The following is a 16212-nucleotide window of genomic DNA, read 5'->3' as shown; positions in this document are numbered from 1 at the left end:
GCACGCCCGTCGTCGCCACGACGCCGGCCGACCATTCGCGAATCATCTCCCGGACATTGTCGCTGGGATCGAGATCATCGAGACGCATTCGGGCATTCCCCCTTTGCCATGCCGTCACATGCCGGTCGGTATCATAATGCGCGATTCACCAGGTCGTTGCACTGGCTTTCGCCATGCCGCTTTTTGGCAAGTCCGCACCGATCCGTTGTTGCGGCGCAGCACGCAACGTCGCATGGAGACGCCATGGCAGATATTGAGTCGAAGCCGCTGCGGCGGACCCGCACCGCGATGCCGCTCCCCGAATGCGTCGCGCTCGTCCTTCAGGGCGGCGGGGCGCTCGGCAGCTACCAGGCGGGTGTGATCGAGGCGCTGGCCGAAAGCGCGGTCGAAATCGACTGGGTGGCGGGCATTTCGATCGGGGCGGTCAACGCCGCGATCTTCGCCGGCAATCCGCCCGAACGCCGTATCGAGCGCCTCCGCGCCTTCTGGGACAAGGTGACGTCGGGCCTGCCCTGCTTCCCGATCTATCAGGACGATTATGTCCGGGAGATGATTCACGAATGGTCGGCCGGCGTCGTGGCGACGACGGGCGTGCCGGGCTTCTTCCGCCCGCGCATGGTGCCGCCCACCTTCGCGCCGCCGGGCAGCGAGGGCGCGCTCAGCTACTACGACACCGCGCCGCTTCGCGAGACGCTCGACGCGCTGATCGACTGGGATCTGCTCAACGACGGACCGGTGCGGCTGTCGGTCGGCGCGGTCGAGATCGAAAGTGGCAATTTCGAGTATTTCGACACGCGTAACGGTCGAATCGATGCGCGCCACGTCATGGCATCGGGCGCGCTGCCGCCCGGTCTTCCGCCCGTCGACATCGACGGCAAGCTTTATTGGGACGGTGGCATCGTGTCGAACACGCCGCTCACCCACGTCCTCGATCATCAGCGCGAGCCGATGCTCGTGTTCCAGGTCGACCTGTTTTCCGCCCATTCGACCCGGCCGCGCACGATTATGGACGTCAGCGCGCGCGAGAAGGAAATCCGCTATTCCAGCCGCACGCGCCAGATTTCCAACGAACTGCTTCGCCGCCGCCGCGAACAACAGACGATGCGCCGCGTGCTCAACAAGCTGCCCGCCGAGATGTGCGACGATCCCGACGTACGGGCGCTGAAGGCCCAGGCGACCGAACAGCCCGTCAGCGTCGTCCATCTGATCCACCGCGCCAATGCGTGGGAAGGGGGCAGCCGCGATTTCGAGTTTTCCGCGCGCACGATGCGCGACCATTGGCAGGCGGGGCGCGCCGCCATCACCGAAACCATGGCCAACGCCCAGGTGATCGCCGCCAATATCGTCGACGGCAAGACGGCGGCGTTCGACCTGACGCGCAAGTGACCCGGCGTGGCTCGTGTCCTTCGATACGCCGCTTCGGCTTCGCTCAGCGGCTACTCAGGATGACCGGGTTCGGACCGATGAAGCCAGGATTTTGTCCGCTCATCCTGAGTAGCGACTGAGCTTAGGCGAAGGCGCGTATCGAAGGACACAGAACTCCCCCCAACCACAGGAGTATCCCATGTTCCTCAAAGGCAAGACCGCACTTATCACCGGATCTACCTCAGGCATCGGCCTTGCCTATGCCAAGGCGTTCGCAGCGGAGGGCGCGGCCGTGATGATCAACGGTTTCGGCGAAGCCGACGCAATCGAAGCGGAGCGCGCCAAGCTCGCCGAAACCAGCGGCGCCAATGCGCTCTATGATGCCGCCGACATGACCAAGCCCGATCAGATCGTGGCGATGGTCGAACGCTGCCATGCCGAACTGGGCGGCCCCGACATCGTCGTCAACAATGCCGGCATTCAGCATGTCGCACCGATCGACGATTTCCCGCCCGAAAAATGGGACGCGATCATCGCGATCAACCTGTCTTCGGCGTGGCACATGATGCGCGCCGCCATTCCGCACATGAAGGCGCGCGGCTGGGGCCGCATCATTACTACCGCGTCGGCGCATTCGATGGTCGCCAGCCCGAACAAGTCGGCTTATGTCGCCGCCAAGCACGGCGTGGTCGGCATCACCAAGACGGTGGCGCTGGAAGTGGCGACGCACGGCATCACCGCCAACTGCATCTCGCCCGGCTATGTCTGGACGCCGCTGGTCGAAAACCAGATCCCCGACACGATGAAGACGCGCGGACTGACCCGCGAACAGGTCATCAACGACGTTCTGCTGGATGCCCAGCCGACCAAGGAGTTCGTCCAGCCCGAAGAGGTTGCCGCGCTGGCGGTCTTCCTGTGCCGCGACAAGGCGAAGTCGATCACGGGCACCAATCTGCCCGTCGACGGAGGCTGGACCGCCGCCTGAAGCCTGGCCGCACACACGCCCCGGCCGGGCATTGATTTCGCGCTGGCCATGATCGACGGCGCTGCTACCATCGGGCACGAGGATGCGTGATGAGTGGCGTGATGGCGAGAATGACGGCGATATTGTGCGGGGTGGTGGCGTTGATCGGCTGCAGCGGCACGTCGGTGCCGCAATCGGCCGCAGCGCCGCCGTCGACCCCGCCGGCGATGGGATGGAAGCAGACCGCCACCCCGACCGACCGCGACCGGCTGCGGCGCTGGCGCTCGGCGTGGCTCGCGGCGCTGGCCGAGGCGCGCGGCAAGGATGATGGCGCGATCGCCGCCGATCCCGACCTGTTTTCGCCCGACCATGCGCTGGCGGGCGCGGTGCCGCCGCCGGGCGACTATCGGTGCCGGATCATCAAGCTGGGGTCGCAGGGCCACCGGCGGCTCGACTATGTCAGCTATCCGCGCTTCGCATGCCGGATCGAACATGAAGGCGATGTCAGCAGCCTGTACAAGATCGACGGATCGCAGCGTCCCGTCGGCCTGATCTTTCCCGACAATGGCGCGCGCGGCATCTTTCTCGGCACGATGATGATGGCCGACGAACAGCGCGCGATGCAATATGGCCGCGACAGCCAGCGCGACCTGGCTGCCGTCGTCGAGCGGATTGCCGACAAGCGGTGGCGACTGGTCTTTCCCTATCCGCACATGGAATCGACGCTGGACGTGATGGAACTCGTCCCCGCGACACCCTAGTCCCAAACACCCCTTCCCCTCCGGAAACCCCCTGTCGATGCGCACCGCTCTCGCCCTGCTGCCGCTGCTGATCGCGGCCCCTGCGCATGCCGATGCGGTCGCCGACGCGACGCGCGCGCAGATGCCCCGGCTCACCGCGCTGTATCGCGATCTCCACGCGCATCCCGAACTGGCGGGACAGGAGGTGCGCACCGCCGCCCTGCTCGCCGCCGAGGCACGCAAGGCGGGATTCGCGGTGACCGAGAAGGTCGGTGGCACCGGCGTGGTCGCAGTGCTGCGCAACGGCGCGGGTCCGGTGGTGCTGATCCGCACCGACATGGACGGGCTGCCGGTGGTCGAACAGACCGGCCTGCCCTTTGCGTCCAAGGTCCGCGTGGCGGCGGATGGCGGGGGCCAGACCGGCGTGATGCATGCGTGCGGGCATGACACCCACATGACCGCATGGGTGGCGACGCTCCACAATCTGGCCGCGATGAAGGATCGCTGGTCGGGCACGCTGGTGATGATCGCGCAACCGGCCGAAGAGCGTGGCGAGGGCGCGCAGGCGATGCTCGACGACGGGCTCTACACGCGCTTTCCGCACCCGACCCACGCAATCGCCTTTCACGACAGCGCAGGCATGCCGGCCGGGACGATCGGGATCAAATCCGGCTATATCTATGCCAATGTCGACACGGTCGACGTGCACGTGCGCGGTGTCGGCGGCCATGGCGCCGCGCCCAACACCACCCGCGATCCGATCGTCCTTGCCGCCCGCATCGTCGGGACGCTGCAGACGCTGGTCGCGCGCGAGCTCGACCCCCAGGACCCGGGCGTCGTTACGGTCGGCAGCTTTCACGGCGGTGCGACGCACAACATCATCCCCGACGAGGCGCGGCTGCAGCTGACCGTGCGCAGCTATTCGGAAACTGCGCGCAAGACGTTGCTCGAAGGCATCGCGCGCATCGCGGCGGGAGAGGCGGCGGCGGCGGGCATCCCGGCGGACCGGATGCCGGTGGTAACGGTCAAGCCCGGCTATACCCCCGCCACCTTCAACACCGAACCGCTGACCGCACGGATGCGCGCACTGCTGACCGAACGCTTCGGCGAGCAGCGCGTGCGCGACGTTCCCGCCAGCATGGTGGGGGAGGATTTCGGCCGCTATTATCTGGCCGACCGGTCGATCCAGAGCCTGATCGTCTGGGTCGGCGGCGTGCCGGCGGATCGCTGGGCGGCGGCACAATCGGGCGGCGCGGCGCTGCCGTCGCTGCACAGCCCGTTCTGGGCACCCGATCCTGAGGCCACCTTCGGCACGGCAGCGGAGGCGTTGACGGCAGCGGCGCTCGACATCCTCAAGCGATAGGTGATCGCCCCGGCGCAGGCCGGGGCCGCTGGCCATGTCGCGCTTCCCGCTCTAACGGCCCTGGCCCGTACCGGGGCGACGGCTGGATTAAGCGCGGCGGCGACGCGTCGCTCAGCGCGCCAGCGCCGTTGCGCCCACCGGCGCCGCACTCGTCTTGGGCAGGCCCAGCGTCGCGTAATAGCGTTCCGCCGGCATTTCGAGCCGGGTGACGCGCGCGGCATTCATCGCCTCGATCGACTGGGTGAAGCTGCGCGGCTTCTTCATCAGCTTTTTCGCCTCGACCACGGTCAGTCCGGACCGCCGCATCGCTTCGGCCACGAAGTGCACGCAGTTGCGGCGATTGAGGTTGTAGGTGCTGTTGCCGCGCGGTCCCCATTCTTCGACCAGCCGCAGCACCGCGGCATATTGCGCATCGGTCAGCACGACCGAGAAGTGCGCGTTGCTCTTGTCGATATAGTCCTGCTTGGTCACATGGACGTCGCCCGGCACGTTCCCGAACAGCGCGGCGGGCGAGATCCGCTTGAGCGTGAAGCCATAGCTGGTGTTGACCGGTGGCCCGCCCGCGTCGGGCGTGCCGTTCAGCGTGAAGAAGGCATGCGGGAAGTTGCTGCCGAATTCCTGTGACCAGAAGGTGATGGTCACCGCCGCCCGGGCCGGTGCCAGCGTGACCGCGAAGAACAGGATGAAGATCAGCAGTGCGCGTGCAGCCGCACCGACGGGGGATTTGAGAGACGCCATGATCGCCATGGCATAATTGCTGCGCCGCTTCAGACAAGCCCGAAGCGGCGCGGGATGGTCGAATGCGCGCGCCGGTGCCGGTCAGTTCCCGGCGGGACGATCGCGCATGGCGGGCAGCACGGCGGAGGGTGGGTCCGAAGCATCCATCGATTCATCCAGCCCGCGGTCGAGCTGAGCATCGGCATCATCCGGGGAACCCTCCAGTCGATCGGTGATCGCCCGGTCGCTGCCGGCGTCGCCCTGCGGCGACTTGGGGGGCTCGGCCCCCGGATCAGGCGGTGCAACCGCCAGGCCGTCGAGCGCCTTTTCGTCGATAATCTGGGCATCGCGCGGGGATTGGTCGTCGGTCATATCATCCTCCATCTTCCAGCCGCAACGCACCGTGGCCGCGCCCCGTTCCGGTCCAAGCAAAAATGGCCCGGCGGTCGCCCGCCAGGCCCTTCGTCACTTTTGCGATTCGCCCGGCGCTTAGTCGCGGCTGGAGCCGAACAGGCGCAGGATGAACAGGAACATGTTGATGAAGTCGAGGTAGAGGTTCAGCGCGCCCATGATGGCCGCCTTGCCCTGCCACTCGGTTCTCGCCACCTGGAAGTAGATGCTCTTGATCTTCTGCGTGTCATAAGCGGTCAGGCCCGCAAAGATCAGCACGCCCGCGATCGAGATGATCAGGTTGAGCGGTCCCGACTGGACGAAGATGTTGATGATGCTCGCGACGATCAGGCCGACCAGGCCGACGATCAGGAAGGTGCCGAACGCCGACAGATCCTTCTTGGTCGTGTAGCCCCACAGGCTGAGGCCCGCGAAACCGGCCGAGGTGGCGAAGAACGCGCTGGCGATCGAGCCGCCGGTGTAGCGCAGGAAGATCGTCGACAGCGACAGGCCCATCAGGACGGTGAACGCCCAGTAGAGCAGCTGCAGCGTGCCGGTCGACATGCGTCCCTGGCCAAAGCTCATCGCGAAGACGATAGCGAGCGGCGACAGCATGATGAGCCATGCGATCGGGCCGCCCGATGCAATCAACGTATAAGCCGGCGATTCGACACCGCCCCACGAAAACAGCAGCGCGACGATGCCGGTCAGCAGCACGCCCGACGTCATGTAGTTGTAGACCGAAAGCATGTAGGACCGCAGCCCCGCATCGTACACGCCCTCGCGCGTACCCGCGGCCGTCGCATAGGGGGCGGCGGTCGTCCGGGGATCAGACCAGTTTGCCATCTCAGAATAACTCCTTTGCCCGGCAACGATGCCGGTTACCCGAAATATCGCGCTTCGGTCCTTGCTTTTCAAGCAAAACCGGTTCGTCCTGCATCGGGATTGAGGGTTAACAGGGCTGCCGCCATGCACCGCCTTTTCGTCGGGCTGCGTCCGCCGCCCGCCATCCGCAACGCGCTGGGCGCCGTCATGCGTGGGGTCGAGCGCGCGCGCTGGCAGGATGACGGCCAGCTGCACCTGACGCTGCGTTATATCGGCGAGGTCGAGCGGCCCGTCGCCGAAGATGTCGCCGAGGCGCTGTTGGGCATCGCTTTCGCCCCGATCACCCTGACGCTCGCCGGTGTCGGCCAGTTCACCACGCGCGGGCGCGTCAATTCGCTCTGGGCAGGCGTTAGTCCACACGACGCGCTGACCCGGCTGCACCTGAAGATCGATCGGGCGCTGGTGCGCATCGGCCTGCCGCCGGAGGGGCGCGCCTATCTGCCGCACATCACGCTCGCGCGGATGAGCGGCGGCGCCGGGCCGATCGACGGCTTCCTCGCGTGCAACGCCGCGCTCGCCAGCCCGCCCTTCACGCTCGACCATTTCCTGTTGTTTGAAAGCCATCTCGGCCGGGACGGCTCGCGTTACGAGGCGATCGCCCGTTATCCGCTCAAATAGCATGACATCACGCACGCGCGACGCGGGCTCTCCGATGCACAAGGCGTGTTTCGTATGCCGTGCATTCGTTGCGAACGGGTGGGACCCTCGCATGGATCGGTGGGAAAACGCGTGCTCACGCGGTCCGCACGTCACGCAAAAGGGGACCGGCGTTTCCGCCAGTCCCCCGGTCGCCGGACTTCGGTTCGCCCGAGTTTCCCGAAGGCACCCGCGCCAACCTGGTTTCGGCGGCAACGCCGTGTTCGTGCCGCGAGCGGCCCTTCGCACGACGCCCTGGTCGATCCGTCCGATGCCGGTCCGCCGAAACGGCCCCACATCTTTCCTTTCGACCGACGACGGGGCCGCGCCGAAGCGCCTGTCCCGCCATCTGCGCTCCATCTACGGGTCCAGCTCGCGCCCTTCCCGCCGATTTCGCTCCCCGCCGCTGCTTTCGCGTCGGCGGGCTTGGTCCGCTCCGCTTTCCGTCCGATCATCGCGCCGCCGAAACGGCCCGATCCTTGGTCGATGCGCTTTCGTCCCGACCCGCTTCGCCGTCCGACCGTTGCCGATCATAAGCTCATCAGGCCTCGCAACCCTCTGATCTTTCCCCGGTTTCCCGCGTTCCGATCGTTTCGGCTACAGGCAAAGAGTGTCACCTTTGACGAGTCGCACCAAGGGCGAATCGGCTGCGAGAGCCTGTGACTAATGTGGATAACGGGGATAACCCGGCCGATTCCGGGCGTGGCGGAAATCGAGCGACGCGGGCACCCGATAGTCAGTCGGGAGGACGATGCCAAGTCCGCCCACGCGCCGCATCGGTGTCGTTTCATCTACTCAACGGGGCGGCTCATCGCGGCAGCGGCTATGCAAGTCCCCGCAGTCCGGGTTCCTGTCGTTTCGTTCATGCAACTCTTTTGCGAACGTCTACGTTCTGGTTCCGCAATTCAGGACAACAGATGGAGCAGACGATGCGTAAACTGATTCTCGGGGCGGCCGCGCTTGCGGTGGCGATGCCGGTGTCGATGGCCCTGCCGACCGACGATGTCCAGGCGCACCCGCGCAAGCGCTACGAGTATCGCGAATGGCGCGGCCGCGACGGTCGCCGCTATTGCCGCAAGCCCGACGGAACGACCGGTCTGGTGGTCGGCGGCGTCGCCGGCGCGCTCGTCGGCCGCACCATCGATACGCGTGGCGACCGCACCGTCGGGACCCTGCTGGGTGCCGCCGCGGGCGCGGTGGCCGGCCGCGAGATCGAGCGTAGCGGCAGTCGCTGCCGCTAACTTTCGACACGAAAGACAAATGAACGGGGTCGCGTCATCCGCGGCCCCGTTTACTTTGCGCGCAACGTTAACGCCCGGCGTGCTAGACGCCCCGCATGCTGCGTGTCCTGACGCTCTCGACGCTGTTTCCCGACGCCACGCGTCCCAATTTCGGGATCTTCGTCGAGCGCCAGACGCGCGCGCTGGCCGCGTTGCCCGACACCGAGGTGCGCGTCGTCGCGCCGGTCGGCATCCCGCCCTTCCCGCTCGATCGTGCGCGTCACTACCGGTCGCTGGCGACGCTGCCGCATCACGAGACGTGGCGCGGGCTCGACGTGGCGCGGCCGCGATTTCTGAATCTGCCCGCAACCGGGGGCCGCTTCCATGCCATGATGCTGAGCCGCGCGCTGCACCCGGCGCTGAAGCGGCTGCGGCGCGATTTCCCCTTCGATGTCATCGATGCGGAATTCTTCTTTCCCGATGGTCCGGCCGCCATATGGCTGGGGCGCAGGTTCGGCGTGCCGGTATCGATCAAGGCGCGGGGGGCGGACATCCATTTCTGGGGGCGGAACCGGACAACCGCCACCCAGGTACGCGACGCCGGCAACGCCGCGCATAATCTGCTGGCGGTGTCTCAGGCGCTTGCCGACGACATGGCAGCCACCGGGATCACACGCCCTGTAAGCGTTCATCGCACCGGCATCGACCATGATCGCTTCCACCCGGCTGTTCCGGCGATCGCGCGCGCGGCGCTGGGGGTGACCGGCCCCCTGGTCGTCAGCGTCGGAGCGCTGGTTGCGCGCAAGGGCCACGACATCCTGGTCGACGCCGTCGCAAGCCTGCCGGGCGTATCGCTGCTGATTGCGGGCGAAGGCCCCGAACATGCCAGCCTCGCCGCACAAATTCGCGCGCGCGGCGTGCCCGATCGCGTTCGCCTGCTCGGCGCGGTCGCGCATGACGGGCTGCCCGGTCTGTACGCTGCGGCGGACGTCATGGCGCTCGCGTCGGCGAGCGAGGGCCTGGCCAATGCCTGGGTCGAGGCGCTGGCCTGCGGGACCCCGATCGTCGTCACCGATGCCGGCGGTGCGCGCGAGCTGATCGACCGTCCCGCTGCCGGCCGCATCGTGCCGCGCACGCCCGCGGCTTTTGCAGCCGCGATCGCCGAATTGATTTCCGCGCCGCCGGGCCCGCGCGAAGTGGCCGAAACCGTCGGAGCCTATGATTGGCAAACCAATGCCACGTCGCTGCGAACGATGCTGGCTGCGTGTGTCGCCACTTCGATGGGTCCGCAAACGCGCGCGAACTGAACGAGACGTTCGGGTGAAGCGGAAGATTTGAGCCGACCGGCGAATACTCCATTTTGGTTCAAATGTTTCGCCGAATTGGCTGGCAAAAGCGTATCGTATTTACGAAGTTGATTAGTCCAGGATCGTATATTGTAACGATCGCTCCATTGGCATTGCAGCATTTGATATGGAAGACGATCCGGTCCCGGTCTGGTCTCTGCGACGGCGCTTCTTCACCATCTTGCTGTGCGCCGTGCTCGCCTGGGTACCAATTCTCGTTCTGGCCTGGCTGATCCTCTGACGCGGACTGGCTCGTAGGTTCGCCTGTCGTTGCAAATCGCTCGATCGCGCGCGCTCAGCCCAACGGATAAAGCCCGGCCGCGATCCATCGCAATTCGGCGCGCAGCACGCCCCAGGCGCGCGCCGCCGCCCGGCTGTCCATGAACTCCACCCCGACGCCGCGCGCGTCCAGCGCCGCGACCAGCGCCGCGGGCGGCCGCATCATGCGCGTGCCGGTACCGAGCAGGATGAACTCGGGCAACGGATCGAGCACGAGCAGCGGTGCCAGGTTGTCGATGGCGAGCGCGTCGACGGCGGGCGGCATCCATTGATCGGCGCGCAGCGGCGTGATCGCCAGCGCGGGATAGATGCCGTCATCGACGCGGAAACCCCGCGCGCCCATCCCGGAAATCATCGGCCCCTGCGGCTTGCCCGCGCGGTCGAGCCGCATCAGGGCTGCTCGCGCACCACGCGTTCGGCGCCCTTGGCCGCGCCGGTCGCCTCCTTCGGCAGGAAGCTGTCGGGATTGAGCTTCAGCCAGATGAGGATCGCCGCCGACACATAGACCGAGGAGAAGGTGCCGATCACGATGCCGAGCAGCATCGCGGCGGTGAAGCCGAAGATCACTTCCGGACCCAGCAGCAGCAGGATGGTCAACGTGATGCCCAGCGACAGGCTGGTGACGACCGTGCGCGACAGCGTTTCGTTGATCGACAGGTCGAGCAGCGCCACCATGTCCATCTTGCGGTACTTGCGCATATTCTCGCGGATGCGGTCATAGACGACGATCGTGTCGTTGAGCGAATAGCCGATGATCGTCAGGATCGCGGCGACGATGTTGAGGTCGAACTCGAGCTGGGTCAGCGCAAAGAAGCCGAGCGTCAGCACGACGTCGTGGAACAGCGCGAACAGCGCGCCGATCCCGAACTGCCATTCGAAGCGGAACCAGATGTAGAGCGAAATGCCCAGCATCGCGAGCGCAAGGCTGATCGCGCCGACGCGGAACAGCTCCTGGCTGACCTTGCCCGACACGCTTTCGACGCCGCTGATCCGCGCGCCGGGATAGTCTTTTGTGATCGCCGCACGCAGCTTGGCGACGGCCTGGTCGGCGGCCTCGTCGCCGCCATCGGGCAATGGGGTGCGAATGCCGACTTCGTTGGGACTGCCGAACTGCTGGATCGTCGCCTCGCCGATTCCGAGCGCGTCGACGCGCGCGCGCAGCTGCTCGGTCGCTACCGGCTGGGGGAAGGTGACACGCAGCGACTGGCCGCCGATGAAGTCGATGCCGAGATTGAAGCCCTTGACCGCGCACAGCGCGATCGACGCCGCCAGCAGCAGCAACGAGATCAACATGGCGACGTTGCGCCATTTCAGGAACGAAATGTTGGTGCTGTCGGGGACGAGCTTCAACGGGCGCATGGGCGGCGGGCCTTCAAATGTTCAGGGACTTCGGGCGGTTGCGTTTCAGCCAGTCGGCGACGAGCAGCCGGGTGAAGGTGACGCCGGTGAAGACCGAGGTGACGATGCCGATCGCCAGCACGACCGCGAAGCCGCGGATCGGGCCGGAGCCGAAGAAGAACATGATCGCGGCCGAGATCACGTTGGTGATATTGGCGTCGAAAATCGCGGTCGATGCTTCCTTATAGCCGAACTCGACCGCCTGGATGGTGCCGCGCGGTCGCCGCACCTCTTCGCGGATGCGTTCGTTGATCAGCACGTTGGCGTCGACCGCCGCGCCGATCGTCAGCACGAAGCCGGCAATGCCGGGAAGCGTCAGCGTCGCGTTCAGCAGCGCCATGATGCCCAGGATCATGATCGCGTTCACCAGCAGCGCGAGCGTCGTGTAAACGCCGAAGCGGACATAGGTGACGACCATGAAGATCATCAGCGCGACGCTGGCGACGACACCCGCGATCACGCCCGAGCGGATCGAGTCCGCGCCGAGCTCGGCGGAAACGGAGCTTTCCTGAACCACCTTGAGGTCAACGGGCAGCTTGCCCGAACGCAGCGCGATTGCGAGCTCGTTGGCGCTTTCGACGGTGAAGCCGCCCTGGATCGTCGCGCGGCCGCCCAGGATCGGCTCGTTGATGTTCGGCGCGGAAATGACCTGATTGTCGACGATGATCGCGAACGGGCGATTGACGTTCTCGCGCGTGACCCGGGCAAAGCGATTGCCACCGGCAGCGTCAAATGTGATCGCCACGATCGGCGATCCGTTCTGGGGATCGAATTCCTGACGCGCATCGACGATCTGGTCGCCGGAAATCAGCGTCTGGCGCTTGACCGCGATCGGCGCCGCGCCCTCGGCATAGAGCAGGATCTCGCTGCCGATCGGCGCCTGGCCGCGCGCGATCTGACCGGGATCGGCATTGACATCGACCAGCTTGAAATCGAGCCGCGCGGTCTTGCCCAGCAGCGCCTTCAGCGCCTCGGGATCCTGGAGGCCGGGTACCTGCACGACGATGCGGTTGCTGCCCTGGCGCACGATCGTCGGTTCGCGCGTGCCGAGTTCGTCGATGCGGCGGCGCACGACCTCGGTCGCGTCCGCCATCGCGCGGTCGATCGCCTGGTCAAGGCCAGCCTGCGTCTGGGTCAGTACGAAGCGGCTCTGGTCGACCACCTCGATATTCCATTCGCGCTGGCCGGTCAGGCCCGCGCCGCTGCCGGTGATGCCCAGCAACCGTTCGCGCGCCGCGTCGACCTGCGACGGATCGCGCAGCATGAAGCTCAGCCGGTTGTCGCGCGTCGAAATGTCGCCGATCGAGATGCGCGGGTTCTGGCGACGCATCTCGGTCGCCACCTGTTCGCGCAGCGATTCCAGCCGCGTCGTCGCGACCTGATCGGTATCGGCTTCGAGCAGGATATAGCTGCCGCCCGCCAGGTCGAGCCCGAGGTTGATCGTCGGCTTGGGCAGCCAGGCGGGAAGCTGGCCGCGGACCCGTTCCGGCAGCATGCTCGGAATCGCGAGCAGCAGGCAGACGGCGATCGTCGCCCAGACCGCCCAGATTTTCCAGCGGGGAAAGTCGAGCATCAGTCGTTCGCAGGCTTGCCGCCGCCGACCGGCGTCACTTCGGCGAGCGTCATCTTGACCACCTTGACCCGCGTATTGGGCGCGATCTCGACCTCGACAAAGCTATCCTCGACCTTGGTCACCTTGCCGACCAGCCCGCCGGCGGTCACGACCTGGTCGTTCTTCTTGACCGCGGCGATCGACGCCTGAAGCTGCTTCACCCGGCGCTGCTGCGGCCGGATCATCAGGAAATAGAATGCGACGAAGATCAGGATCAGCGGCGCGATCTGCAGGATGCCGCCCAGCGGGCCGGCCGGGCCGGCGGCTGCGGCGGATTGAGCGAAAGCAGGCGTTACGAACATGGGTTGCCAAAATCCGGATGGAGCGGAGGCGCGGTCGTCGCCTCCATCAAGCGGCGCGCGCTACCACCTCGCCGCCGCCTGCGCAACCATCGCGGCCCGTCGCCGCGCCCGCGAACCGCGCGGCCGGTTTCCGGCTTGCCAGCCCGCCGCCATCGGCGTAATGGCGCCGGCTCGGTCGGGACGTAGCGCAGCCTGGTAGCGCATCACACTGGGGGTGTGGGGGTCGCAGGTTCGAATCCTGTCGTCCCGACCAATCATATCCTGCCCTGCGCGACATGCGCGGTCACATTCGCGCTTGCATCCGCGCCGGGTCGCTGGAACTAAGCGCCGCAAAATGTGGAGGGATGCCCTTTGTCATCGACCATCGCCGAATTGGAGCGTCGCCGCGCCGCCGCGCGTTTGGGGGGCGGCCAGAAGCGCATCGACGCCCAGCACGCCAAGGGCAAGCTGACCGCGCGCGAACGGCTCGACGTGCTGCTCGATCCCGGCAGCTTCGAGGAACTCGACATGTATGTCGAGCATAACTGCACCGATTTCGGCATGCAGGATCAGGTCATCCCCGGCGACGGCGTGGTCACCGGATCGGGCACGATCAACGGTCGGCTGGTGTTCGTGTTCAGCCAGGACTTCACCGTGTTCGGCGGCTCGCTGTCCGAACGCCATGCGCAGAAGATCTGCAAGATCATGGACATGGCGATGAAGGTCGGCGCGCCGGTCATCGGCCTCAATGATTCGGGCGGCGCGCGCATCCAGGAGGGTGTGGCGAGCCTGGGCGGCTATGCCGAGGTGTTCCAGCGCAACGTACTGGCCAGCGGCGTCGTGCCGCAACTCAGCCTCATCATGGGGCCGTGCGCGGGCGGCGCGGTCTATTCGCCGGCGATGACCGACTTCATCTTCATGGTGAAGGATTCGTCCTATATGTTCGTCACCGGCCCCGATGTCGTAAAGACCGTGACCAACGAAGTGGTGACGCAGGAGGAGCTGGGTGGCGCGGTCACGCACACCACCAAATCGTCCGTCGCCGACCTCGCCTTCGACAACGACGTCGAGGCGCTGCTGGCCGCGCGCGACTTTTTCGATTTTCTGCCGTCGTCGAACCGCGAGGATGTGCCCGAGCGGCCATGCGACGACCCGTGGGACCGCATCGAGGATAGCCTCGACACGCTGATCCCGCCGAGCGCCAACCAGCCCTATGACATGCACGAACTGATCGCCAAGACGGTCGACGAAGGCGATTTCTTCGAGCTGCAGCCCGCCCACGCCGGCAACATCATCATCGGCTTCGGCCGGATCGAGGGGCGGACAGTGGGCATCGTCGCCAACCAGCCGATGGTGCTGGCCGGCGTGCTCGACATCAATTCGTCCAAGAAAGCCGCACGCTTCGTGCGTTTCTGCGACGCGTTCGACATTCCGATCGTCACCTTCGTCGACGTCCCCGGCTTTCTCCCCGGCGTGGGGCAGGAGCATTCGGGGATCATCAAGCACGGCGCGAAGCTCTTGTTCGCCTATGCGGAGGCGACGGTGCCCAAAATCACCGTCATCACCCGCAAGGCCTATGGCGGCGCTTATGACGTGATGGCGTCGAAGCACCTGCGCGGCGATTTGAACTACGCGTGGCCCACCGCCGAGATCGCGGTGATGGGCGCGAAAGGCGCGGTCGAGATCATCTTCCGCGGACGGACACCGGAGGAAATCGCCGAGCGGACGGCAGAATATGAAGCCCGCTTCGCCAACCCGTTCGTCGCAGCGAGCAAGGGGTTCGTGGACGAAGTGATCATGCCGCACTCGACCCGGCGGCGCATCGCGCTGGGGCTACGCAAGCTGCGGGGTAAGCAGCTGGAGAACCCGTGGAAGAAGCATGATAATATACCGCTTTAGCGTTTTGCGTAAGCTTTGATGGAGTTAATCTATGGGTGCTGACTCTTGCTCAATCACAGCTCAACCTCTAAAACGCTTCTATTCGGACAAGTACGGCCTGATAGCGACCTTTGAATCAGTTTTCATACAACTAGCCACCAACGATAATTCATATTATTGGCTTGAAAATACTACTCTCCACATAAGCTTTTACGAAGCAGATATGGATTCGCATTTACGTATGCGAGATATTACAAAATCCGATTTGATATCGGCGCAGATTAACAATTCTAATCAAATCGTATGGTTGATTGAATCACCATTTCAAGCATTTTTATCCGTGGCGGGACACCCTGACATACGGCAAGCTGTAAACGAAAACATGTCTGGAGGGTTAAGCCAAGGAGGGCCGCTCCTTTCAATTCATCTCAATCTCGCAAGTCTCACGCGCATTCGAGTTGGGAATGGTGCTGCGCAGTACCTAGGCTCTGCCATGCCTGATTTAGGTTGGGTTCGTAGGAAAGTGCCATGATCCTCGGCCGCCTCAACCATATCGGCGTTGCGACGCCGTCGATCGCGGACAGCATCGCCTTCTACCGCAACGTGATGGGCGCGACGCGCATCCATGAACCGTTCGACCTTCCGGCGCAGGGAGTGAAGGTGTGTTTTGTCGATACCCCGAACACCCAGATCGAGCTGATCGAGCCGCTCGGCGCGGACTCGCCGATCCACCGGTTTCTCGCCAAGAACCCCGCCGGGGGGCAGCATCATCTGTGCTATGAAGTGCCCGACATTCACGAAGCCAAGGCGTGGTTCGAGGCCAAGGGCGCGCGGGTGCTGGGCGAGCCGCGGATCGGCGCGCATGGCACGCTCATTTTCTTCGTCCACCCCAGGGACATGGGCGGCGTGCTGACCGAGATCATGGAGACGCCGCGTGGGCATTGAGACCATATCCCTCCCCCCCGTGGGGGGAGGATACGCAGCCTTGCGCGCTGGCGCGCTAGGCGGAGTTGGAGAGGGGGTCGCGCGGGTTCTACCGTCGCACCCCCCTCACCCAGCTTCGACTAGGCAGCGAGCTGCCAAGTCTGCGCAACCCTCTCCCACAGGGGGAGAGGGGTTTTGAGCGACACCCCTACCC

Annotated in this window: 17 protein-coding genes and 1 tRNA gene; 11 read left to right on the top strand and 7 right to left on the bottom strand. The window is 65.5% G+C overall.

The annotated features are described in order from the left end of the window. The first annotated feature begins 243 nt into the window (after positions 1-243). The 4 genes from AX709_RS10840 (at position 244) to AX709_RS10825 (ending at position 4432) form a co-directional block, all read left to right on the top strand. Positions 244-1386, top strand: coding sequence for a patatin-like phospholipase family protein (locus AX709_RS10840; RefSeq protein ID WP_066549316.1), 1143 nt, complete (start codon positions 244-246; stop codon positions 1384-1386). Positions 1387-1564: 178 nt separating this feature from the next. Beyond that, entirely contained in the window at positions 1565-2350 is a 786-nt protein-coding gene (locus tag AX709_RS10835) for a 3-hydroxybutyrate dehydrogenase (protein WP_066549315.1), read from the top strand. Positions 2351-2451: 101 nt separating this feature from the next. After that, on the top strand, positions 2452-3090 hold the full coding sequence (locus AX709_RS10830; RefSeq protein WP_082731247.1) for a DUF4893 domain-containing protein: 639 nt from the start codon (positions 2452-2454) through the stop codon (positions 3088-3090). 37 nt (positions 3091-3127) lie between these two features. Continuing rightward, positions 3128-4432 (top strand): amidohydrolase, encoded by a 1305-nt coding sequence (locus tag AX709_RS10825; protein ID WP_066549314.1) that lies wholly within the window; start codon positions 3128-3130, stop codon positions 4430-4432. 111 nt (positions 4433-4543) lie between these two features. Here AX709_RS10825 and AX709_RS10820 read toward each other — a convergent pair whose 3' ends face one another. From AX709_RS10820 to AX709_RS10810, 3 genes are all read right to left on the bottom strand, one after another. Next, on the bottom strand, positions 4544-5179 hold the full coding sequence (locus tag AX709_RS10820; RefSeq protein ID WP_197418994.1) for a hypothetical protein: 636 nt from the start codon (positions 5177-5179) through the stop codon (positions 4544-4546). Between the two features lie 72 nt (positions 5180-5251). Beyond that, complete coding sequence (locus tag AX709_RS10815; protein WP_066481898.1) at positions 5252-5521, bottom strand: hypothetical protein; 270 nt, start codon at positions 5519-5521, stop codon at positions 5252-5254. 117 nt (positions 5522-5638) lie between these two features. After that, entirely contained in the window at positions 5639-6385 is a 747-nt protein-coding gene (locus tag AX709_RS10810; RefSeq protein WP_066549313.1) for a Bax inhibitor-1/YccA family protein, read from the bottom strand. Between the two features lie 123 nt (positions 6386-6508). On the opposite strand from AX709_RS10810, the gene thpR reads away from it, so the two are divergent. From thpR to AX709_RS10795, 3 genes are all read left to right on the top strand, one after another. Then, a complete protein-coding gene (gene thpR, locus AX709_RS10805) occupies positions 6509-7042 on the top strand; it encodes an RNA 2',3'-cyclic phosphodiesterase (protein ID WP_066549312.1) in 534 nt (177 codons plus the stop codon). Between the two features lie 947 nt (positions 7043-7989). Continuing rightward, positions 7990-8301 (top strand): glycine zipper 2TM domain-containing protein, encoded by a 312-nt coding sequence (locus tag AX709_RS10800; RefSeq protein WP_066481894.1) that lies wholly within the window; start codon positions 7990-7992, stop codon positions 8299-8301. Positions 8302-8396: 95 nt separating this feature from the next. Next, complete coding sequence (locus AX709_RS10795; protein WP_066549311.1) at positions 8397-9587, top strand: glycosyltransferase; 1191 nt, start codon at positions 8397-8399, stop codon at positions 9585-9587. Positions 9588-9921: 334 nt separating this feature from the next. On the opposite strand, the gene AX709_RS10790 is transcribed toward AX709_RS10795, so the two are convergent. From AX709_RS10790 to yajC, 4 genes are read right to left on the bottom strand one after another with little or no spacing between them, the layout of a single operon-like run. Further along, a complete protein-coding gene (locus tag AX709_RS10790; RefSeq protein ID WP_066549310.1) occupies positions 9922-10296 on the bottom strand; it encodes an MTH938/NDUFAF3 family protein in 375 nt (124 codons plus the stop codon). Further along, positions 10296-11264, bottom strand: a complete 969-nt coding sequence (gene secF, locus AX709_RS10785; protein ID WP_066549309.1) for a protein translocase subunit SecF — start codon at positions 11262-11264, stop codon at positions 10296-10298. Before secF ends, AX709_RS10790 begins: the two co-directional genes overlap by 1 nt. A 13-nt stretch (positions 11265-11277) precedes the next feature. After that, a complete protein-coding gene (gene secD / locus AX709_RS10780) occupies positions 11278-12876 on the bottom strand; it encodes a protein translocase subunit SecD (RefSeq protein ID WP_066549308.1) in 1599 nt (532 codons plus the stop codon). After that, positions 12876-13217 (bottom strand): preprotein translocase subunit YajC, encoded by a 342-nt coding sequence (yajC, locus tag AX709_RS10775; protein ID WP_066481871.1) that lies wholly within the window; start codon positions 13215-13217, stop codon positions 12876-12878. The genes secD and yajC overlap by 1 nt, the downstream gene beginning before the upstream one ends. A 176-nt stretch (positions 13218-13393) precedes the next feature. Between yajC and AX709_RS10770 the strand changes: the two genes are divergently transcribed. The 4 genes from AX709_RS10770 (at position 13394) to mce (ending at position 16019) form a co-directional block, all read left to right on the top strand. Continuing rightward, positions 13394-13470 (top strand) — tRNA-Pro (locus tag AX709_RS10770). Between the two features lie 98 nt (positions 13471-13568). After that, positions 13569-15095, top strand: coding sequence for an acyl-CoA carboxylase subunit beta (locus AX709_RS10765; RefSeq protein WP_066481869.1), 1527 nt, complete (start codon positions 13569-13571; stop codon positions 15093-15095). Between the two features lie 31 nt (positions 15096-15126). Then, on the top strand, positions 15127-15606 hold the full coding sequence (locus AX709_RS18635) for a hypothetical protein (protein ID WP_156454252.1): 480 nt from the start codon (positions 15127-15129) through the stop codon (positions 15604-15606). Next, positions 15603-16019 carry a methylmalonyl-CoA epimerase gene (mce, locus tag AX709_RS10760; RefSeq protein ID WP_066549307.1) on the top strand — a complete coding sequence of 139 codons (417 nt, stop codon included), beginning with the start codon at positions 15603-15605 and terminating at the stop codon, positions 16017-16019. The genes AX709_RS18635 and mce overlap by 4 nt, the downstream gene beginning before the upstream one ends. Positions 16020-16212 lie beyond the last annotated feature (193 nt).

It is taken from the genome of Sphingomonas sp. CCH15-F11 (assembly GCF_001557005.1).
Lineage (GTDB): Bacteria > Pseudomonadota > Alphaproteobacteria > Sphingomonadales > Sphingomonadaceae > Sphingomonas.
This window is presented reverse-complemented; position numbering and strand designations above follow the sequence as displayed.